The sequence below is a fragment of the Streptomyces sp. NPDC104313 genome (genome assembly GCF_055583985.1).
This window is the reverse complement of sequence record NZ_JBVJMW010000007.1, coordinates 132,010-151,583: the sequence shown is the minus strand read 5'-3', so window position 1 is coordinate 151,583 and position 19,574 is coordinate 132,010. Positions and strand designations below refer to the sequence as shown.

General features: G+C 71.5%; 17 protein-coding genes and 1 pseudogene. 3 read left to right on the top strand and 15 right to left on the bottom strand.

Annotated features, from left to right (window positions below):
• Positions 1-377: 377 nt before the first annotated feature.
• The 3 genes from ACZ60Q_RS18535 to ACZ60Q_RS18525 form a co-directional block, all read right to left on the bottom strand.
• Positions 378-1,481 (bottom strand): methyltransferase domain-containing protein, encoded by a 1,104-nt coding sequence (locus ACZ60Q_RS18535; RefSeq protein WP_469635358.1) that lies wholly within the window; start codon positions 1,479-1,481, stop codon positions 378-380.
• A gap of 127 nt (positions 1,482-1,608) precedes the next feature.
• Positions 1,609-1,830: a hypothetical protein gene (locus ACZ60Q_RS18530; RefSeq protein ID WP_469635355.1), complete on the bottom strand. Its 222-nt coding sequence runs from the start codon at positions 1,828-1,830 to the stop codon at positions 1,609-1,611.
• Entirely contained in the window at positions 1,827-2,126 is a 300-nt protein-coding gene (locus ACZ60Q_RS18525) for a hypothetical protein (RefSeq protein ID WP_469635354.1), read from the bottom strand. Before ACZ60Q_RS18525 ends, ACZ60Q_RS18530 begins: the two co-directional genes overlap by 4 nt.
• Before the next feature lie 458 nt (positions 2,127-2,584).
• Here ACZ60Q_RS18525 and ACZ60Q_RS18520 point away from each other — a divergent pair, with 458 nt between their 5' ends.
• Both ACZ60Q_RS18520 and ACZ60Q_RS18515 read left to right on the top strand, forming a co-directional pair.
• Positions 2,585-3,829 (top strand): Twin-arginine translocation pathway signal, encoded by a 1,245-nt coding sequence (locus ACZ60Q_RS18520; RefSeq protein ID WP_469635351.1) that lies wholly within the window; start codon positions 2,585-2,587, stop codon positions 3,827-3,829.
• Between the two features lie 2 nt (positions 3,830-3,831).
• Positions 3,832-4,191 (top strand): 4a-hydroxytetrahydrobiopterin dehydratase, encoded by a 360-nt coding sequence (locus tag ACZ60Q_RS18515; protein ID WP_469635349.1) that lies wholly within the window; start codon positions 3,832-3,834, stop codon positions 4,189-4,191.
• Positions 4,192-4,728: 537 nt separating this feature from the next.
• Here the strand turns inward: ACZ60Q_RS18515 and ACZ60Q_RS18510 are convergent.
• Positions 4,729-4,917, bottom strand: a pseudogene (locus ACZ60Q_RS18510) (helix-turn-helix domain-containing protein); the annotation flags it as partial.
• Positions 4,918-4,962: 45 nt separating this feature from the next.
• A complete protein-coding gene (locus ACZ60Q_RS18505) occupies positions 4,963-5,601 on the bottom strand; it encodes an HAD family hydrolase (RefSeq protein ID WP_469635346.1) in 639 nt (212 codons plus the stop codon).
• 453 nt (positions 5,602-6,054) lie between these two features.
• On the opposite strand from ACZ60Q_RS18505, the gene ACZ60Q_RS18500 reads away from it, so the two are divergent.
• Positions 6,055-7,200, top strand: a complete 1,146-nt coding sequence (locus ACZ60Q_RS18500; RefSeq protein ID WP_469635344.1) for a MarR family transcriptional regulator — start codon at positions 6,055-6,057, stop codon at positions 7,198-7,200.
• A gap of 37 nt (positions 7,201-7,237) precedes the next feature.
• Here the strand turns inward: ACZ60Q_RS18500 and ACZ60Q_RS18495 are convergent, their stop codons facing one another.
• The 10 genes from ACZ60Q_RS18495 to ACZ60Q_RS18450 all read right to left on the bottom strand — a co-directional run bounded on the left by ACZ60Q_RS18495 (position 7,238) and on the right by ACZ60Q_RS18450 (position 19,539).
• Entirely contained in the window at positions 7,238-7,846 is a 609-nt protein-coding gene (locus ACZ60Q_RS18495; protein ID WP_469635341.1) for a DinB family protein, read from the bottom strand.
• 446 nt (positions 7,847-8,292) lie between these two features.
• Entirely contained in the window at positions 8,293-8,508 is a 216-nt protein-coding gene (locus ACZ60Q_RS18490) for a DUF6243 family protein (RefSeq protein ID WP_469635339.1), read from the bottom strand.
• A gap of 453 nt (positions 8,509-8,961) precedes the next feature.
• Positions 8,962-9,579, bottom strand: a complete 618-nt coding sequence (locus ACZ60Q_RS18485) for a TetR/AcrR family transcriptional regulator (RefSeq protein WP_469635337.1) — start codon at positions 9,577-9,579, stop codon at positions 8,962-8,964.
• Complete coding sequence (locus ACZ60Q_RS18480) at positions 9,567-10,301, bottom strand: enoyl-CoA hydratase family protein (RefSeq protein ID WP_469635334.1); 735 nt, start codon at positions 10,299-10,301, stop codon at positions 9,567-9,569. Before ACZ60Q_RS18480 ends, ACZ60Q_RS18485 begins: the two co-directional genes overlap by 13 nt.
• Positions 10,298-11,890 (bottom strand): 4-coumarate--CoA ligase family protein, encoded by a 1,593-nt coding sequence (locus tag ACZ60Q_RS18475; protein WP_469635330.1) that lies wholly within the window; start codon positions 11,888-11,890, stop codon positions 10,298-10,300. Before ACZ60Q_RS18475 ends, ACZ60Q_RS18480 begins: the two co-directional genes overlap by 4 nt.
• 224 nt (positions 11,891-12,114) lie before the next feature.
• Positions 12,115-13,296, bottom strand: coding sequence for an acyl-CoA dehydrogenase family protein (locus tag ACZ60Q_RS18470; protein ID WP_469635328.1), 1,182 nt, complete (start codon positions 13,294-13,296; stop codon positions 12,115-12,117).
• Positions 13,293-15,284, bottom strand: a complete 1,992-nt coding sequence (locus ACZ60Q_RS18465) for an acetyl/propionyl/methylcrotonyl-CoA carboxylase subunit alpha (protein ID WP_469635917.1) — start codon at positions 15,282-15,284, stop codon at positions 13,293-13,295. Before ACZ60Q_RS18465 ends, ACZ60Q_RS18470 begins: the two co-directional genes overlap by 4 nt.
• A 108-nt stretch (positions 15,285-15,392) precedes the next feature.
• Positions 15,393-16,991 (bottom strand): acyl-CoA carboxylase subunit beta, encoded by a 1,599-nt coding sequence (locus ACZ60Q_RS18460; RefSeq protein WP_469635324.1) that lies wholly within the window; start codon positions 16,989-16,991, stop codon positions 15,393-15,395.
• Positions 16,988-18,727 (bottom strand): acyclic terpene utilization AtuA family protein, encoded by a 1,740-nt coding sequence (locus ACZ60Q_RS18455; RefSeq protein ID WP_469635319.1) that lies wholly within the window; start codon positions 18,725-18,727, stop codon positions 16,988-16,990. The genes ACZ60Q_RS18460 and ACZ60Q_RS18455 overlap by 4 nt, the downstream gene beginning before the upstream one ends.
• On the bottom strand, positions 18,724-19,539 hold the full coding sequence (locus ACZ60Q_RS18450; protein ID WP_469635316.1) for a TIGR03084 family metal-binding protein: 816 nt from the start codon (positions 19,537-19,539) through the stop codon (positions 18,724-18,726). Before ACZ60Q_RS18450 ends, ACZ60Q_RS18455 begins: the two co-directional genes overlap by 4 nt.
• Positions 19,540-19,574: the final 35 nt, after the last annotated feature.

Here is a 19,574-nt window from a genome sequence, read left to right as displayed (position 1 = left end):
GGTGTTCCCCGGCCGACCATGAGGTTGGCGGCGTGGACGGTGTGGTCCCCGCGCGTGCGGGGGTGTTCCCTGCCTGATGCAGTCGGCCATGGCCAACGTGAAGTGGTCCCCGCGCGTGCGGGGCGCGACGCCCGACTGGACGCTGTGGTCCCCGCGCGTGCGGGGGTGGTCCCTTGATCAGCCCCTTCCTCAGGGTGAAGTCCCGTCCGGCCGCCTGGCACCGTTCGTCTGTGCGAAGATCGCCGGTCCTCACGCATACGAAGCCGACCCCCGACTGGAGTCGGCGCCCGAGGCAACCAATCGGCTCGTCGGAGGACTTCAGCCCTGCTGACAGCCTCGCGTCAGGAGAAAGCGGTGCCCGGCGACAGCCTCGCCCATTACACCCTGCTGGGTCGGATGGCCTCGGCCGGGTCCCGCAGCCATACCTGCTGCCCCCGGTCGGTCACGGTCAGCCCGAACTGCTCGGCGTCTGGCCGCCCGACCGACTCGTACTCCCACCAGACCTGCTCGATCTCCTCCCACAGGAACCCCGGCCCGTACTGCCACACCTCCTCCCCCGTGGCAGCCGTCGCGGCGCTTCCGTTCTCACGCGTCACCCACACCCGGGCACCCTCAGCGGTATCCCGGTGGACGAGCCGTACACCCGGCAGCCGCGCCCCCGCGAACAGCGCGAACCCGAGATCGAGAAGCCGGGCCGGATCCAGACCCGCCGCACGGGCCCGCCCCTTCCCCCGCACCTCATGCAGATCAGGCACACGAAGGGCTCGCATCGGCATGTACGCAGCCCCGCCACAGAACGGCCCCACCGCCGTACCGTCGCCCTGAACACGGAGCTGGACCAACGCACCCGACCAGAACTCCCGGGCGAGCGGAGCCACGACAACCCCACCGGGCCGGACCTGCCGCAGCAACGCGTACGGGACATACCGCAACGCGCACGTCACGATCAACCGGTCCACGGGCCCCAGACCGGGCCAGGGCTGCTCACCGTCCCCGACGCGGAGGTGCGGCCGGTAGCCGGCCTGAGCCAGGGCGTCGGCCGCCTGCGCGGCCACGACCGGGTCCACCTCCACACTGTGGACCAGATCGTCGCCGAGCCGTTCACAGAGCAGCGCGGAAACGTACCCGGTACCAGTTCCGATCTCCAACACACGCTGTGCGTCATCGACTTCGAGGAGCATGAGCATCCGGGCGACCATCGAAGGCATCGAGTTCGACGAAGTAGCGATGCCCGGGCCGCCGTCAACTCCATCATCGAGCTGGGTAACAACCGGCTCATCGCTGTTCACCAGAGCCAGCCACGCATCCGGTCCCACGACCGGCTCACACCGGTCGGGCAACTGCCGCCACACATCCGCCGGAACAAACCGGCTGCGCGGCACCGCCTCGAACACCCGCCGCCACCGGCCAGTGAGCAGCCCACGATCGGCCAGCCCCCGCACCAGCGCCGGGTACGTAGGCACCTCCTGCGCCGTGCTCACGGCTGCGGGAAGCACTGAGGGCAGCTGCCGTCCGGAGACGGCTTCGGCTCCGACGGCGGCGCCCACGGCTTGTCCGACGGCAGCCCGCCATGCTTCCCAGCCTCGGCCAGTACAGGGTGAGTGGTCATCATTCATCTCCTCTGATCGGTGAAGCCGATCGGCCGGCAGGGCCGTGAAGCCGGTAGACCCCGTACGGCGGAAAAAGATCGACCCGACACGGACAACCACTCTCGGCACACGCCCGACACAGCAGATCCCGGCCACCCTCGGTACGCCGTACGGCAGTGACCCGAGCACGCCAACACGCCTCGCACATACGGACATCTGTTACTGAGAGGCTGATGCTCATCCGGCTTCCCGGAGAGCGATGGCCGCCGCATGGCACGGGCAGGCACAATCCGGCCGCAGGCACAGAACGTGCACGCCCGCCAGATCCGTCACCAACGCACTCCGGCAGACAACGCCGTACGGACCATCCACCCCCGCCGACAACCCATCCAAGTCAGCCACCGCACCCTGATGCACATCCGTGGCGGTGATCGGATCACCACGCCACAACAGCGTCACCTCATGCTCCGGGCAGTAGGCCCCCGCCTCGTTCTCGATCAGAAAATCGTGCGCGTCGTCCTGCGCGTAACACCTCACCCGCGTCGAGCCTCCCGCCAAGCACGGCCAAGACGCACAGCCACCGGACAGGACACTCCCGCGCGGCAGGTGGCGCAGCGCTGGGTGTGCCCGAGCCACGTCTTGTACGTGAGGTCGCCCAGAGCGACAGTCTTCACGACGTGCCCTCGGGGCACGTAGGGCACTCGCAAGCAGGGAAGTCGTGCGACATCTCCGGCCATTCGAACGGAGTCACCTCGGTCTCTTCCCGCAGGACACGGACAGTGCCCGTGCGGTTCACCTCGTACACCTTCAGCGTCATCGGCACGACCTTCTCCCTGACCGATCGTCGGGCTCTCAGCCATTCCGCTTCATGGCCCGTTGTCACACCCTGATGATGTGCGGGTACGTCGAGTAAGGGATAGGTCGTCCGGTGGCCACGTGCGGCCATCCGGCGGCCACGGCCAGGAGCACGGACGATGACACTTCACACTGACCGCATGGGCCGCAACGACGCGCTACGAGCCGCCCGCCTACGCTGTGGATGGCGGACCATCGAGGCCGCTGCCGGGGCACTCACCAGGCACGGGCAGCAGTTGCTGGACGACCGCCAGTTCACCGTGTCCGCACGGACGTGGCGTCGCTGGGAAAGTGAACGTCCCGGCTGGCCGGTGGAAGAGACCGCGATCATTCTCCACGACGCCCTCGGCCGGTGGCCGGAGGACCTGGGCTTCACGACTCCGCCGGGCTGGATCCGGCCCGAGCGCCACGAGGAGGAGCAGGTGAACCGCCGAGCCTTCACCTCCGTCACAGCGGCTGCGCTCGTCACGGGCCCAATGGCCCCGCAGCACGTCGACCCTGCTCTGGTCGACTACTTCCAGCAGCAGTTGGAGGGGCACTACCGGGCCGACATGTTCCTGGGCCCCCACGACCTGATCGGCACGGTGTCCGCGCAATACCAACTCATCGACAAGCTGGTGCGATCCGCGAAGGGTGAGACGCGGCGTGGTCTCCTACGTACGGGCGCGGCCTACGCGGCACTCGTCGGCTGGCTGTACCAGGATGCCGGTGACATGGGCGGAGCCGCGTTCTGGCGAGGAGTGACGCAGGAGATCGCGGTTAGGTCCCGTGACCCGCACCTGATCGGGTACTCACTGGTGAATCAGGCACAGGTGCGCACAGATCTGGGTGACGGGCACGCGGTCGTCGAGTTGTGCGAGGCCGTCCTTGATGACGCCGACCGGCTCGTGCCGAAAGTGCGGGTCATGGCGATGCAGCAACAAGCCCACGGTGCCAGCCTTACCGGCGAACGCCGTCTCGTAGATCAGCTCCTGGACCGCGCAGACCGCCTTCTGCCGGGTGTCGACGACGACTTGCCGTGGGGAAACGCGTGCCGCCGGACGCCCGGGTACATGGAGGTGCAGCGAGCCACCTGCTACGGGCGGCTCGGCCTGGGTGCCGAAGCAGGGTCCATCTGGGCACAAGTACTGGCTGGGGTGCCGGAGACGGCCCGCCGAGACCGCGGGGTTTACCTGGCCCGGCAAGCAACCGCCGCCGCAGCGGCACGAGAGCCGGACCAGGCGGTGGAGATCGCCCGCACCGTGGCCACGATCGCCATTGAGACCCGTTCCGCCCGCATGCGCCGGGAGCTTGCCACGCTAGAACGGGCGATGCGCCCGTGGCACGATGCACCGGTCGGTCAGGACCTTGCGGAGATCCTGGCACCAGTGACCGAGGGGAGCTGAAGATGGGCAAGGATCCGTTGCCGGACGAGGAGATCACGACGCGCTTGGCCGAGTTGCCGGGCTGGGCACGCGAAGGGGACACGATCACCCGAACGTTCGGGATCCGGTACCACGGCGGCGTCGCACTGATCGTGAACGTCGCGGATGTCGAACGGCTCATCGGCCACCACGCGGACATCGACCTGCGGTGGGACCACGTGCGGTTCGCGATCACGACGCACGACGCCGGGCACCGGCTGACCGCAGCGGACTTCGACCTGGCCGCACGGATCGACCGGATCGCGGCTGCCCACCAGGCACAGCCTCACGGGTGGTCCCCGCGCGTGCGGGGGTGTTCCCCGTGCTCCCGACCGTCGCCATGACGGCGGTCTGTGGTCCCCGCGCGTGCGGGGGTGTTCCCGTGCCGCCTCCGCCGTGACGATGAGCAGCAGCGTGGTCCCCGCGCGTGCGGGGGTGTTCCCGAGGACACGGCCGCCGCGCCGTCCATCGCTGCGTGGTCCCGCCTGGACGAGGGGGTCCGCAGCGCGGTCGGCCGCCCAGCGCATCAGGTCGATGAGGCGAGCGGAGAGGTCGTGTGCCCCGTGTTTGTAGGCGACGGCATCGGCGGTGCGAGCGGCAGAGGCCAGCATCCGCGCAGCATCCTGGTGTTCGGCACCGGGGGCAGTATGGACGTACCGAATCGCATCGGTCAGCAGACCGGGAATGACGGTGGCGATCCGGCCGTACTGGGCGGCGAGACGCCAGCCCACCGCCGTGGTGATTTCATTGGCCAGCTCTTCCGGTCTGCGCGTCGGCGAGCCGAGAGCCAGGTCGTATCCAGCGATCGCCTCCGACAGGGCGGGCAGGGCCTTGTGGACACGCCGCTCCGCGCCGACATAATCCGTGCGCAGACGCGTGACGTCCACCTCAAGGGCGCCCGCGATCGCTTCGAGGACTTCGTCGCTGGGTCGGCGGGCACCTCGTTCGATGGCGCGAACCATGGCGTAGGACACGTGGGAGGCCGCCGCGAGTGCGGTTTGGGTGTACCGGTGTGCACGGCGACAGGCGGCGATCCGCCTGCCGATCTCTTGCGGACTATCGGAAGACACACACTGACCGTACTTGTGCCATGACGCTGCGGAACCCGAGTTCCTCTACTTCTCGGCGATCGCGGTGAGTTCCGTAAGCGACTGGATCACCCAGTCGGCAGTCGCGCATACTTGATCGTCAGCGCCCCATCGGTGCCCCCAAGGACCACGGCGGATGTGTGCCGTGCGGAGCCCGGCCCTGGCGGCAGGGAACGTGTCGTTCGCGGGGTGATCGCCGACGTACACGGTGTCTCTCGCGGAAGCGCCGGAGGCGTCGAGGACCCGCGCGAAGAACTCCGTCGAAGGTTTGGCGCAGCCCCACTCCTCGGAGGTGGCGACGAGATCGGCGGGCAGATCGAGCGCCCGAAGCAACTCACCCGCGCGCACGGTCTGGTTGCCTGCGACGACGACGCGCATCCCGAGGTTCCGGAGCTTCGCCAGCGCGGGGCGGACGTCTTCGTACAGATCGGACTCATCGAGGTGCTCACCTCGTCCGGCTGCCTCGCGGGCGGCGTATTCGGCCGGAATGTCGATGCCCGGCTTCACCAGCCTCAGCGCTTCGGAGTTGTCGAGCCCCTGAGCGGTCACCGCGCCCACAAGGGCTGACAGGGTGTGTCTGGGCATGCCGAGCCAATCGGCCCAGGAACCCCAGTAGCGGTCGTCGCGGACGAGTGTCTCGCCTATGTCGAACACGAACGTCTTCACACGTCGAGCCTAGGGGGACGGTCAGGCATCGCGACATCCTCCCGGCCATGGGTGAGGGCAAGAAGTAGCGCATGCCCGTGACCCCGCTCTCGAAGCTCGGGGTCCGAGGCCTGAGACCCGAGCCCCGAGCCCCGAGCCCCGGAAGACCCCATTCACTCGTTCGGGCGTACTCAAGTCACGCCCCGGCCCGAAGCTCGGGGCCCGAGTCACGTGCTTCGGGATGCGGGACCCGAGGTTCGAGCGCCTTCTCTAACCGGTAGGTAGATAAGGGGGGTTGGGAAAACCTCCCCCACCTCCCCACCCCGCCACGGCCAGCAAGTATGACTAATCGTGACAGCTTGCGGCACAGCGTCACGACTGCTTACGGTGCGAGAACCAAACGACCCCGACGCGGTGTAGCAATCACCAGGCCGGGGTCTCACCACAAGATCGATCACCTAGAAAGCCGATCCCATGGCTATCCAGCACCCTAGCTCCGCCCTGAACGCCCCCGCATCCTCACCCGCGTATCCGATGGCCAAGCCCGGCTACGGAAAAGTTTCGGCACCCGGCCAACTTCCCCACGCACAGGATGACTTCGCCCTTCTCCCGACGCGCGAACGGTACGTCGCCGGGTTCGTCGACCACCTCCCCGAGGGCGCGGCGATGAGCGTGAAGACCCTGGCCAAGCAACTCCCGCTCTACGGGCAGCAGGCCATCTCCACCGCCCTCACGGCCCTGTCCGTCGCCGGGCACCTGCGGCGCGTACGGTGCCCCGTCGGCGCGGGCGAGACGACCCGCTGGGTCTTCCGCACCTTCTGGTCCCGCACCGCCCGCGACAACGAGTGGTGGAACACCTACCTCGCCACCGAGAAAGCCGCCCTGGCCACAGCCCCCGTACCGGGAATGACGGCCACCCCCACCGCCGCCCCTCCGCCTCCCTGGGTCCCGGCCGACGACCCGCCGTCGCCCGCACTGCCGGAGGAGCCCCGGGGAGAAGCCGCCCGAAAGTCGCTGGAGCCATCTCGCACGGCCGCCGCCCCGTGGCCCGCAGAGCCTGCGAGGCCCTCGGCCCCCATCTCCGTACCGCACCAGCGCGCCCCGATCGGCCCCCCGGACACGGCACCCGCTCCGGGTCCGGCCGCACCCCGCTCCCCCGCCTACCTCGCCCTGGCCCGACTCGGCCGCACGGACCAACGCCTGGGGCTGTCCGCCGACGACTGCGCCGCACTGGAGGCGCAGGCGGCGGAATGGTTCGCCCGGGGTGTGGACGCCGACTATCTGACCGCCGCCCTCACCGCAGGGCTTCCCGCCAAGGTCGACAGCCCCCTCGGCTTCGTCCGCCGTCGCCTCGCCGACAAGATCCCGCCACGGCTGCCCGCCGAGCCGGCCTCGCCCGGCACACCCGCCCGCCGCGTCCTGATGGAGTGCACCGACTGCGGCGCCCCCGGACGCCCCGAGGCCCTCCCCGACGGGCTCTGCCGCCCCTGCCGCGCCGCCCACCGCACCGGGTCGGCCGAGTCCCCGGTCGGCATCGCCGACGTTCCGGCCGACGCCCGCGACATCGGGGCGTACATCGCCGGGCTCCGCGACCTGCTCAGGACCCCTGAGAACTGGTGAACACGATCATGATCGGCGCTTCAAGACCACACGAGCGTCACGTCACGTCAGGCAACCCTTGAGTCTTGATCGGTGCGGCCGTTCTGGCGGCCTGCTCGATCTTCGCGCAGTAGGCCGCACGCGCTTCCTCGTCGATCCGCATCTCGTGTTCGGCACGCACCCCGGTCCGGCCGTCGAGGCCCTCGCGCAGGACATCGGCGTGCCCGGCATGCCGGATGGACTCGCCGAGGACATGGACCATGACGGCGAACAGGTTCGTGTTGGGATGAGGCTCCGGCCACCACGGCACGCGGCCGGGGGCGTCGAGGGGAAGCTCGTCGATCGTCGCGTCCGAGTGCTCCCACGTGCGCCGGTAGAACCCGACGATCTGATCTCGGGTCTCGTCCTCGGTCGCCCACAGATCGCTGCCGTTGGAGTGGTCCTGCCACCGGGGCAGCGGTTCCGGGGAAGGGCGGTCGAAGACCTCGCCGAAGTACCTTGCCTCGACGGTGGCCACGTGTTTGACCAGGCCGAGGAGGTTGGTCCCGGTCGCCGTCAAAGGCCGGCGGGCGTCGTATTCGGACAAGCCGTCGAGTTTCCAGAGCAGAGCCTCGCGGTCCCGCCGCAGTCTCCCGTGCAGGTTGTCCTTCGCGAATTCATCGATCATGCGGCACGAGCCTTCCATGGACTGCTCACGGCCTCAAGATCCCGTAGGTGGTCCGCGACGACAGGTCGGCCGGGACCTCCGGGCCGGTCCCCGCCGGCGACCACCGGGCCGGTCCAGAGCCTCTTGATCTCCGGCCGCCCGTCGGTCGGTCGCGGAGGTCACCACCGGACACCCCGCAGCGGTGTCCCCCGGGAGAGCCGCCAGCCCCGCATCCCCGGCGGAGGCGGTCCGGGGAGCGCTGATTTCCGCTCGGTAGCGACCCGGCAGCCCGTCCACATCGGTAGCCGGTGCGGGCATGGGCGCGAGACATGGGCAGGCGGATACGGGCGGGCGGATACGAGCGCGGCCACCGCTGATCGTCGGTCGGCAAAGACGAACGATCACGCGGTGGCCGCAGAACACGGGGGGCCATGCCCCGTGCGGCGCCGCCCTGTGGCGGCAGTGCGTCAGCTCTGCGCGGCGTCGTCGCCCGTCGGGCCAGTGCCCTCAGCCGCGCCGGTCTTCTCCCGCATCTTGCGCACCAGCTCCGCCTTCTGGTCGGCTGCGCTCTGGCGGTCGAGGTTGCGGTGCGGACCGTTGTTCTGCCGTTCGGCGCGGGACAGCTTCTTGCGCTGGCCGCCGCCCTGGCCCACGGGGTTGTTGATGTTCTTGCTCACGGTCACGGGTTCTCCCGGTGGTGATGTGAAGTGATCTACGGATTCATCGGTGGGGGACGGGCGGCGACGTCGCAGGACGTCAGCGGCGGCCCATCACGCGCTCACTCGTAAATCGGCGTCTGGAATGACAAAGACGTTACCCGGTTCCGTCGGTCCCGCACACCAGCCCTTTCGCCGCCCGGCGTCGGCCGGGCCCTCTCGGGTGCCGTCAGTGGCCCTGATCACACCGAGGGTGCGTACCGGCTGCTGGTCTTCCCTCTCATCCTGGGCGGCGGAAAGCAGCTCTTCGCCGATGGCAAGAGCCCTCGGCGCCTGGCGCTCACCGCCACGCGGCCGACACCGTCCGGCGTCCTGATCAACACCTACCGTCCCCGCGCCGATGGCTGAGGGGCCGCCTCGGCGATCATGGCCGGATGAATCCGGGTCCACGATCCGGCCCGCCCCTGACCGCGACAGCCGTCACCCCAGCCCCTCCTCCACCAGTGCCGCCCACTGCGCCACCACCCGTGCCCGCCGGGTGGCGTCGTCGGTGAGGAGGTTGGCGAGGCCGAGGCCGCGGGCCATGTCCAGGAGGCCCTGGACCGTCTCGCGGGCTCCGGGGCGGGTTTCGTCCGCGCCCAGGAGTTCGACGGCGATCCGGTGGGTCTCCCGGCCCACCCGCGCCTCCAGTTCCGTCACGCGCGGACGGAGCTGGGCCTCGTTGGAGGCGGCGACCCAGAGCTGGAGCGCGGCCCGGAACAGGGGGCCGGTGTAGAGGTCGACCAGGGCCGCGACCACCTCGGCGCGGCCCTGGACGGGGAGCGCGCGCAGGGCGGCCGAGCGTTCCTCGGCGACGTACTCCACCGCCCCGGTGAACAGGTCCTCGCGGGTCGGGAAGTGGTGCTGGGCCGCGCCGCGCGAGACGCCGGCGCGCTCGGCGACGACGGAGACGGTGGAGCCCGCCCAGCCGTGTTCGGCCAGGCAGGCCACCGCCGCCTCCAGGAGGCGCTGCCGCGTCGCCCGGCTGCGGTCCTGCTTCGGCGCGTGAGCGGCCTTGGAAGGGGAATTGGAAGGGGAAGAGGATGTCACCGCACCCATGCCGGGTCCCGTCGTTCGAGGAAGGCCGTCATCCCCTCCCTCGCCTCGTCGGAGGCGAACAACGCGGCGGATCGGGCGACGAGGTCTTCGGCGTACTGGTCGAAGCTCCTCAGCACCGTAGCCGTGACCAGCTCCTTCGATGCGGCCAGGCCCTGCGGTGACGCCCGGCGCAGGCCGTCCAGGATCGGTACGAGTGCCTGGTCGACGTCCTCGGCGGCCACCGTGACCAGCGAGATCCTGGCCGCCTCCGCCGCGTCGAAAGGCTCACCGGTGAGGTAGTAGCGGTTCGCCGCCGTGCGGTCCAGGCGGGGGAGCAGGGTGAGGGAGATGACCGCCGGGGCCAGGCCCAGCCGGGACTCCGTGAGGGCGAAGGTCGACGCCGGACCCGCCACCGCGATGTCGCACGCCGCCAGCAGGCCCAGACCGCCCGCCCGGACGTGGCCGTCCACCCGGGCCACGACCGGTTTGGGCAGCGCCACGATCTCCCGCATCACGCCCACGAACGCCTCCGGGTCCGGCGGCGCCTTCAGGTCCGCCCCGGCGCAGAACGTCGTGCCGGCGTGGGTGAGCACCACCGCCCGTACGGTGTCGTCCGCCGCGCACGCCGCCAGTGCCGCGCGGAGTTCGCCCACCAGGGGCGCGGAGAGCGCGTTGCGGTTCGCCGGGGAGTCCAGCGTCAGCGTCGCCACTCCCCGGTCCGCCGTCCGTCCGATCAGGGTCACTTCTCCTCGGTCCTCTCCGTCTTCTCCCGGTCGCGCAGCTCGCGCCGGAGGATCTTGCCGGACGCCGCCCGGGGCACCGCCTCGACGAACTCGGCCTGCCGCACCTTCTTGTACGGGGACACCCGCTCGGCGACGTACGCCATGACCTCGTCCGCTGTCAGCCCCGCGCCCGCCGGGCCCCGGACCAGGAACGCCTTCGGGACCTCGTTGCCCTCCGGGTCGTACACCCCGATCACCGCCGCGTCCGCGAGGTGCTCGTGGGTCAGGAGCAGGGCCTCCAGCTCGGCGGGGGCCACCTGGTAGCCCTTGTACTTGATCAGCTCCTTGACCCGCTCGACGACGAACAGCCAGCCGTCCGCGTCCACCCGCCCGACGTCGCCGGTGTGCACCCAGCCGTCCGCGTCGATCATGTCGGCGGTGGCGTCGGGGCGGCCCAGGTAGCCCTTCATCACCTGGGGGCCGCGGATGAGGATCTCGCCGTCCGCCCCCTCCTCCACGTCCTGCGCCGGGTCCTCCAGCGACACGATCCGCATCTCGGTGCCCGGCAGCAGCTTGCCGACCGTGCCCGGCGGCGGCTGCTCGGCGGAGAGCGGCACCACGTGCGTACCGGGCGACAGCTCCGTCATCCCGTACGCCTGCCGCACCGGCGGCACCCCGAGGCGGGCCGAGCAGGCGGCGGCCAGGTCGGCGTCGAGCGGGGCGGCGGCGCTGACGATGTACTGGAGCGAGGAGAGGTCGTACTCCCCCACCAGCGGGTGCTTCGCCAGGGCCAGCACGATCGGCGGTGCCACGTACAGGCCGGTGATGCGGTGCGTCTGGATGGCCTCCAGGAACTGCGCGAGGTCGAAGCGGGGCAGGACGACGACCGTCGAGCCGCAGCGCAGGGGGACGTTCATGAGCGCCGTGAGTCCGTAGATGTGGAAGAAGGGGAGGACGGCCAGGATGCGGTCACCCTCGCTCATCGGGATGAACGGTCTCAGCTGCTCCAGGTTGGTCGCGATCGAGCGGTGTGTCAGCATCACGCCCTTGGGCGTGCCCGTCGTGCCGGAGCTGTACGGGAGGGCCGCGACGTCCTCGCCGGGGTCGATGGCGATCTCCGGTTCGGGGGCGGTGGAGGACAGCATGTCCAGGATGGAGGTGTGGCCCTCCGCCCGGTCGCAGACGTATATCTCCCTTATGGCGCCGGCGAGTTCGGCCGCCCGGCGGGCGGCGTGGAGGAGCGGGGAGACGGTGACGATCCACTTCGCTCCGCTGTCGGCGAGCTGCTTGGCGAACTCCTCCGGCGTGGCCAGCGGGTGGACCGTGGTGACGGAGGCCCCGGCGCGGGTGGCCCCGTGGAAGACCGCCGGGTAGGCGATGGTGTTCGGGCTGTGGAGAGCGAGGACGTCACCCTTGCGGAGACCGGCCTCGGCCAGCGCGGCGGCGATGCGCCGGTGGAAGCCGTCGAGCTGGGCGTAGGTGAGGGAGGCGCCGTTCGTCCCGTCGATCAGGGCGACGGTGTCACCGAACCCGGCGGCCTCGCCGAGGACCGCTTCGTGGATGGGCGTGTCGAGGGCCGGTACGTCTGCGTACTCGCTGCGGAACACCATGGCGGTCCCCTGTCGTCGCGGGGTCCCGCGCCGCCCGGGTGGCGGTGCTGGACACCGTGCGGGTGTGGAGGGTCGGAAATCATCCCTGTGGGGGAGGGATGGGGAGATGGGGAGATGGGGGAACGGGGAGGGGTCGGACGCGCTTCCTCACGGACCGGGTCCGGACCGGGTCTGGAACGGAACGGAACGGGTCCGGAACGGGTCTGGACCGGAACGGAACGGGTCTAGTACGACTTCGGCAGGCCCAGCGTCTGGTGCGAGACGTAGTTCAGGATCATCTCGCGGCTGACCGGGGCGATCCGGGCCACCCGGGACGCGGTGATCAGGGACGCGAGGCCGTACTCGCGGGTCAGTCCGTTGCCACCGAGGGTGTGCACGGCCTGGTCGACCGCCTTCACGCACGCCTCGCCCGCCGCGTACTTCGCCATGTTCGCCGCCTCGCCCGCCCCGACGTCGTCGCCGTCGTCGTACAGCCGGGCCGCCTTCTGCATCATCAGGCGGGACAGCTCCAGCTCGATGTGCGCGGTGGCCAGGGGGTGCGCGATGGCCTGGTGGGAGCCGATCGGGGCCTTCCAGACCTGTCGGGTACGGGCGTACTCGACGGCCTTGCCGAGCGCGAAACGGCCCATGCCGATGCCGAACGCGGCCGTCATGATCCGTTCGGGGTTGAGTCCCGCGAAGAGCTGGAGGAGGCCCGCGTCCTCGTCGCCGACCAGGGCGTCGGCCGGCAGCCGCACCTCGTCCAGGACCAGCTCGAACTGCTTCTCGGGGGCGTGGAGTTCCATGTCGATCTGGTTCCGCCCGAAGCCGGAGGCCTCGCGCGGGACGATGAACAGGCAGGGCTTCAGCTTCCCTGAGCGGGCGTCCTCGGTGCGGCCGACGATCAGCGTGGCGTCGGCTATGTCGGCGCCGGACACGAAGACCTTGCGGCCGGTCAGCACCCAGTCGGCGCCGTCACGGCGGGCGGTGGTGGTGATGCGGTGGGAGTTGGATCCGGCGTCGGGCTCGGTGATACCGAAGGCCATGGTGAGGCTTCCGCCGGCGAGGCCCGGCAGCCATGTCCGCTTCTGTTCGTCGGTGCCGAAGCGGGCGATGACCGTGCCGCAGATCGCGGGCGACACGATCATCATCAGGAGGGGCGATCCGGCCGCACCCAACTCCTCCAGCACGATGGAGAGTTCGGCCATGCCGCCGCCTCCGCCGCCGTACTCCTCGGGGAGGTTCACGCCGAGGTAGCCGAGCTTGGCGGCCTCCGCCCACAGCTCGTCGGTGTGGCCGCCCTCGCGGATGAGGGTGGTCATGTAGTCGCGCCCGTACCGCTCGCCGAGGGCGGCGACGGCGGCGCGCAGGGCCCGGTGCTCTTCGGTTTCGAGGGTGGTGCCGGTGGCGGTGCGGGCGGTGCTCATGCGGTCTCCTCCGGTACGGGGATGGCGGCCGGGCCCTCCTGGACCACGGCGAGCAGCGCGCCGACGTCGACCTGGTGGCCGGGGGCGGCGTGCAGGGCGGTGAGGGTGCCGGAGGCGGGGGCGAGGATGCGGTGCTCCATCTTCATCGCCTCCAGCCAGATCAGCGGCTGCCCGGCCTCGACGGGGACTCCGGCGGCCAGGCCCTTCGCGAGGCGGACGACGGTCCCGGGCATCGGGGCGAGCAGGGAGCCCGGTTCGGTGTGGGTGACGGGGTCGGTGAAGCGGGGCAGGGCGGTGAAGGTGTACGAGGCGTCGGCGGTGTCCACGTACACCCGGCCGCTGTCTCGGTCGCCGTCGACGGTGGGAGTGACGGTGAAGTGCCGTGTCAGGCCGTCCACTTCGAGGGTGACCCGGTCCGGGGTGACGGCGAGGACCCGGACACCGGGGGCGTCGTGCGGTTCCGGGGTGCCGGTGCGCGGAGTGCGGTGGGCGACCTCGTGCTCGGACCCGTCGGGTTCGCTCCGGTAGCACCTCCGCTGCGGCCCCGAGGGTACGTTGCGCCAGGCCCCGAATCGGGTGGGGACGGGGCCGCCGGAGGTGGTGGCGCGGACGGCTGCCGCCAGGGCCCCGGCGAGGGCGGCCCGGGCGGGGTCGTGGCCGGCCGCCGGGGCGGTCAGGGCACCGAGGTGGCGGTCGTAGAACCCGGTGTCCAGGCGTGCCGCCGCGAAGTCCGGGTGGCGCAATGACCGGACGAGCAGGTCACGGTTGGTGACCGGGCCGTGGATCCTGGCCCGCTCCAGCGCGCGGGCCAGCAGCCGGACGGCTCCGGCGCGGGTCGGGGCGTGGGCGATCACCTTGGCGAGCATCGGGTCGTAGTGCACGCCGATGGTGTCGCCGCCGGTGTATCCGGTGTCCAGGCGCAGGCCCGGCGCGTCCGGCACGTCCAGTGCGAGGAGCGCGCCGGTCTGCGGCTGCCAGTCACGCGCGGGGTCCTCGGCGTAGAGCCGGGCCTCGACCGCGTGGCCCGAAGCCGTCGGAAGCACCGGGTCCAGTGGCTCGCCCTCCGCGACGCGCAGTTGCAGAGCGACCAGGTCGAGCCCGAACACGGCTTCCGTCACCGGGTGTTCGACCTGGAGGCGGGTGTTCATCTCCAGGAAGTACGGCCGCCCCTCGGCGGAGACCAGGAACTCCACGGTCCCCGCTCCCCGGTAGCCGACCGCCCGCGCGGCGGCGGTCGCCGCGTCGCGCAACCGGGTGCGCAGGGCGTCGTCCAGGCCGGGGGCGGGAGCCTCCTCGATGACCTTCTGGTGGCGGCGCTGGAGCGAGCAGTCCCGGGTGCCGAGCGCCCACACGGTGCCGTGCCCGTCCGCCATCACCTGGACCTCGACGTGCCGGCCGCGCTCCACGTACGGCTCGGCGAAGACCTCGCCGTCGCCGAAGGCGGACGCGGCCTCGGCGGAGGCTGCCAGCAACTCGTCTGGCAGTGCTGCGAGTTCGCGGACGATCCGCATACCGCGCCCGCCGCCGCCGGAGGCCGCCTTGAGCAACAGCGGCAGGTCGGCCTCGACCGCCGTCGCCGGGTCCACCGGGGCCAGCAGCGGCACTCCGGCCCCGGCCATCAGCTCCTTGGCCCGGGTCTTGGACGCCATCAGCTCGATGGCCTTCACCGGCGGGCCCACCCACACCAGGCCCGCTTCCCGCACGGCGGCGGCGAAGGCGGCGTTCTCGGAGAGGAAGCCGTAACCGGGGTGCACGGCGTCCGCCCCTGCGGCCTGTGCGGCGGCCACCAGGAGGTCGCCGCGCAGATAGGTGTCGGCGGGGGCCGCGCCCGGCAGGCGTACGGCGAGGTCGGCCTCCCGTACGTGCAGGGCGTCGGCGTCCGCGTCGGAGTACACGGCGACCGTGGTGATGCCCAGGTCACGGCAGGTGCGGAAGATCCGGCAGGCGATCTCGCCCCGGTTGGCGACAAGTAGCGTGGTGATGGTCATCCGGGCCCCGTAGGTGGTGGTCATCCGGGCCCGTGGGCGGCGGTCGCCCGGGTCCCGTGGGTGGTGGCGGTCGTCCGGGTCCCGTAGGTGGTGGCGGTCATCCGGCCCTCACATGCGGAAGACGCCGAAGCCGCCTCGGGCGCCCTCGACCGGTGCGGTGTGGATCGCGGACAGGCAGATGCCGAGGACGGTCCGGGTATCGCGCGGGTCGATGACCCCGTCGTCGTACAGCCGCCCGGACAGGAACATCGGGAGCGACTCCGCCTCTATCTGCCGCTCCACCATCGCCCGCAGCCCGGCGTCGGCCTCGTCGTCGTACGGCTGCCCCTTGGCGGCGGCGGAGGCGCGGGCGACGATGGACAGGACCCCGGCGAGCTGCTGGGGGCCCATGACGGCGGACTTGCTGCTGGGCCAGGCGAAGAGGAAACGCGGATCGTAGGCGCGACCGCACATGCCGTAGTGGCCGGCCCCGTAGGACGCTCCCATCAGGACCGACAGATGCGGGACCTTCGAGTTGGCGACCGCGTTGATCATCATCGCACCGTGCTTGATGATGCCGCCCTGCTCGTACTCCTTGCCGACCATGTAGCCGGTGGTGTTGTGGAGGAAGACCAGCGGGATGTCGCGCTGGTTCGCCAACTGGATGAACTGGGCCGCCTTCTGGGACTCCTCGCTGAACAGCACGCCTTGCGCGTTGGCGAGGATCCCGACCGGATAGCCGTGCAGCCGCGCCCAGCCGGTGACCAGGCTCGTCCCGTACAGCGGCTTGAACGCGTCGAAGTCCGAGCCGTCGACCAGCCGGGCGATGACCTCGCGCGGGTCGAAGGGCACCTTCAGATCGCCGGGCACGATGCCGAGCAGCTCGTCCTCGTCGTACTTCGGCGGCTCCGCGGGACCCGGATCCGCGTGCGCCTTACGCCAGTTGAGGCGGGCGACGATCCGCCGGGCCTGGCGGACCGCGTCCTGCTCGTCGAGGGCGAAGTGGTCGGCGAGCCCGGAGGTGCGGGCGTGCATCTCGGCCCCGCCGAGGGACTCGTCGTCGCTCTCCTCGCCGGTCGCCATCTTCACCAGGGGCGGTCCGCCGAGGAAGACCTTGGACCGCTCCTTGATCATCACCGTGTGGTCGGACATGCCGGGGACGTACGCGCCTCCGGCGGTGGAGTTGCCGAACACTACGGCGACGGTGGGGATTCCGGCGGCGGACAGCCGGGTGATGTCCCGGAAGAGGGCCCCTCCCGGGATGAAGATCTCCTTCTGGGACGGCAGATCGGCCCCGCCCGACTCCACCAGGCTGATGCAGGGCAGCCGGTTGGCGAAGGCGATCTCGTTGGCGCGCAGGGCCTTCTTCAGCGTCCACGGGTTCGACGCCCCGCCGCGCACGGTCGGGTCGTTGGCGGTGATCAGGCACTCGACGCCCTCCACCATCCCGATCCCGGTGACGAGCGAGGCGCCGACCGCGTAGTCGCTGCCCCAGGCGGCCAACGGGGACAGCTCCAGGAACGGGGTGTCGGGGTCGACGAGCAGCTCGATCCGCTCGCGGGCCGTGAGCTTTCCGCGCCCCCGGTGCCGGGCGACGTACCTCTCGCCACCGCCCGCCAGCGCCTTGGCGTGCTCGGTCTCCAGCTCGGCGAGTCCGGCGACCATGGTGGCTCGGTTCGCCGCGTATTCGGGGCCGTTGGTGTCGAGCCCGGTGGGCAGGACGGTCATGCGGTCACCTCCGGGAGGGGGACGCCTTCCAGCAGCGGAACGGGGACGGGCAGTGACCGGGACCGCAGCCACTCCCCCAGCGCCTTCGCCTGCGGGTCGAACCTGGCCCGGGCCGCGACGCCCTCGCCCAGGAGGCCGTGCACGGTGAAGTTCAGGGCGCGCAGGTTGGGCAGGATGTGACGGACGACGGTCAACGGTGCTGTCTCCGGCAGGAGTTCCTTGAACCGCTCCACGGTCAGCGCCTGAGCCAGCCACCGCCAGGCGTCGTCATCACGCACCCAGACGCCCACGTTGGCGTCGCCGCCCTTGTCGCCGCTGCGGGCGCCCGCGATCAGACCTAGGGGGGCGCGTCGGGTGGGGGAGCGGGGGTACGGGGCGGGCAGCGGCGGGTCAGCCACCACGCTCAACGCCCGTGTGTGCGACGGCGGTTCGATGACGGTGCGGGTCCCGTCCGGCAGTACGGCGGAGTGCTCGACGTCCGCCGCCGGTACGGGCCTGGCCTCGAACACCCCGTAGGGCGCGCCCTTTCCCGGCGGGGCGGTGACGTGGAAGCCCGGGTAGCTGCCGAGGGCCAGCTCCACGGCCGCCCCGGAGACGGCCCGGCCGACCGCGTCGGCGTCCTGGTCGCGGACGACGAGCCGGAGCAGGGCACTGGCCCGCTCCTCGGTGTCGGCGTCGGTGTGGTCGGTCCGGGCCAGCTCCCAGCGCACCTCGGCGGGCGGGCGCGCGCCGCCCCGTTCCAGAGCGTCGGCGAACTGGTCCTTCACGAGGTCCGCCTTGGCCTCGATGTCCAGGCCGGTGAGGACGAAGACGACCTCGTTGCGCCAGCCGCCGAGCCGGGTGAGCCCGGCCTTGAGGGTGGGCGGCGGGGCCTCGCCGCGTACGCCGTCGACGCGGACCCGGTCCGGGCCGTCCGGGGTCAGGGTCACGGTGTCGAGGCGGGCGGTGACGTCGGGGCCCGCGTACCGGGCTCCGCCGGTCTCGTACAGGAGTTGGGCGGTGACGGTGCCGACGTCGACGACCCCGCCCGTACCGTCGTGCTTGGTGATCACCGAGGAGCCGTCGGCGTGGATCTCGGCGAGCGGGAAGCCGGGGCGGCGGAGGCGGCGGGCGTCGTGCTCGCCGAAGAACGCGTAGTTCCCGCCGGTCGCCTGCGTACCGCACTCCAGGACGTGCCCGGCGACGACGGCCCCCGCGAGCGCGTCCAGATCCTCCGGGCCCCAGCCGAAGTGGGCGGCGGCGGGCCCGGTGACCAGAGCCGCGTCGGTGACCCGGCCGGTGACGACGACATCGGCCCCGGCGCGCAGGCAGGCGGCGATCCCGGAGCCGCCGAGGTAGGCGTTGGCGGTGAGGAACCCGTCCGGGACGGGCAGGCTGTCGCCCTCGACGTACGCGACGGCGACGGGCACGCCGACCCTCTCTGCCAACCGCCTTACGGCGTCGGCCAGTCCGGCCGGGTTGAGACCGCCCGCGTTGGTGACGATCTTCACCCCGCGTTCGTGGGCGAGGCCGAGCCCTTCCTCCAGCTGGCGCAGGAAGGTGGTGGCGTAGCCCTTGTCCGGATCCTTGAGGCGGCTCCGGCCGAGGATGAGCATGGTCAGCTCGGCCAGGTAGTCGCCGGTGAGGACGTCGAGGGGGCCGCCGGTGAGCATCTCGCGCAGGGCGTCGAAGCGGTCGCCGTAGAAGCCGGAGGCGTTGCCGATCCGGAGGGGCGCACGGCCCGGGGCGGCGTTCACCGGTGGCCGTCCCGCCCGGCACGCTCCGCGCGCGGCAGGCGGCCGGGGCCGGGAGGCCCGGCGAAGGCCTGGGCGATACCGAGCCACTGGCCGGCGTCGCGCCCCTCGGCGGTGACCGCGAGGTCGGACCGGTGGGCGCGCTGGGTGACCAGGAGGCAGAAGTCGAGGAGCGGGCCGCTGACCCGCTGGGTGGCGTCCTGCGGCCCGTACGCGATCATCTCCCCTTCCGGGGTGTGGAGTTCGACGCGGAACTCCTCCTCGGGCGCGGTGATCCCGCGTACCGCGTAGGCGTAGTTCCGGGCCCGGACACCGATCCGCGCCACATGCCGGAGCCGGGCCGTGGGGGCCCGGGTCACCCCGAGGGCGTCGGCGATGTCCTGGCCGTGCGCCCAGGTCTCCATGAGCCGGGCGGACGCCATGGACGCGACGCTCATCGGCGGCCCGTACCAGGGGAAGCGGGTGCCGGCCGGGGCGTCCCTCAGGACCTCGCCGAGCCGCTGCCGCCCCTCCCGCCACCGGGCGAGCAGGGCGTCCGGGGCGTGGGCGGCGACCAGGGCGTCGGCCGCCTCGTCGACGAAGGTCCCGGGCGCGGCCATGGCCTTGGCCACCTCGTCCCCGAACCGGTCGGGCTCGGTGGCCGCCAGCAGTGCGACCTCGTCGGTCCAGCCGAGGTGGGCGATCTGGTGGGCGACGGTCCACCGCTCGGCGGGCGTCGGTCCGCGCCAGTCCGCGGGGCCCAACACCCCTACCAGGGCGTCGAGTTCGTCGCTCTCTTCGCGCAGATCCTCGATCACGGCTACGACAGCGGACACAGGCGCTCCCTCGGGACCGGGTGTGGTGCCCAGGA

Coding starts and splice junctions, on each gene's coding strand:
- ACZ60Q_RS18530 (WP_469635355.1), bottom strand. CDS start 1,830: ATGAGCATCAGCCTCTCAGTAACAGATGTCCGTATGTGCGAGGCGTGT.
- ACZ60Q_RS18520 (WP_469635351.1), top strand. CDS start 2,585: ATGGGCCGCAACGACGCGCTACGAGCCGCCCGCCTACGCTGTGGATGG.
- ACZ60Q_RS18515 (WP_469635349.1), top strand. CDS start 3,832: ATGGGCAAGGATCCGTTGCCGGACGAGGAGATCACGACGCGCTTGGCC.
- ACZ60Q_RS18500 (WP_469635344.1), top strand. CDS start 6,055: ATGGCTATCCAGCACCCTAGCTCCGCCCTGAACGCCCCCGCATCCTCA.
- ACZ60Q_RS18495 (WP_469635341.1), bottom strand. CDS start 7,846: ATGATCGATGAATTCGCGAAGGACAACCTGCACGGGAGACTGCGGCGG.
- ACZ60Q_RS18485 (WP_469635337.1), bottom strand. CDS start 9,579: ATGGGTGCGGTGACATCCTCTTCCCCTTCCAATTCCCCTTCCAAGGCC.
- ACZ60Q_RS18475 (WP_469635330.1), bottom strand. CDS start 11,890: ATGGTGTTCCGCAGCGAGTACGCAGACGTACCGGCCCTCGACACGCCC.
- ACZ60Q_RS18470 (WP_469635328.1), bottom strand. CDS start 13,296: ATGAGCACCGCCCGCACCGCCACCGGCACCACCCTCGAAACCGAAGAG.
- ACZ60Q_RS18465 (WP_469635917.1), bottom strand. CDS start 15,284: ATGACCATCACCACGCTACTTGTCGCCAACCGGGGCGAGATCGCCTGC.
- ACZ60Q_RS18460 (WP_469635324.1), bottom strand. CDS start 16,991: ATGACCGTCCTGCCCACCGGGCTCGACACCAACGGCCCCGAATACGCG.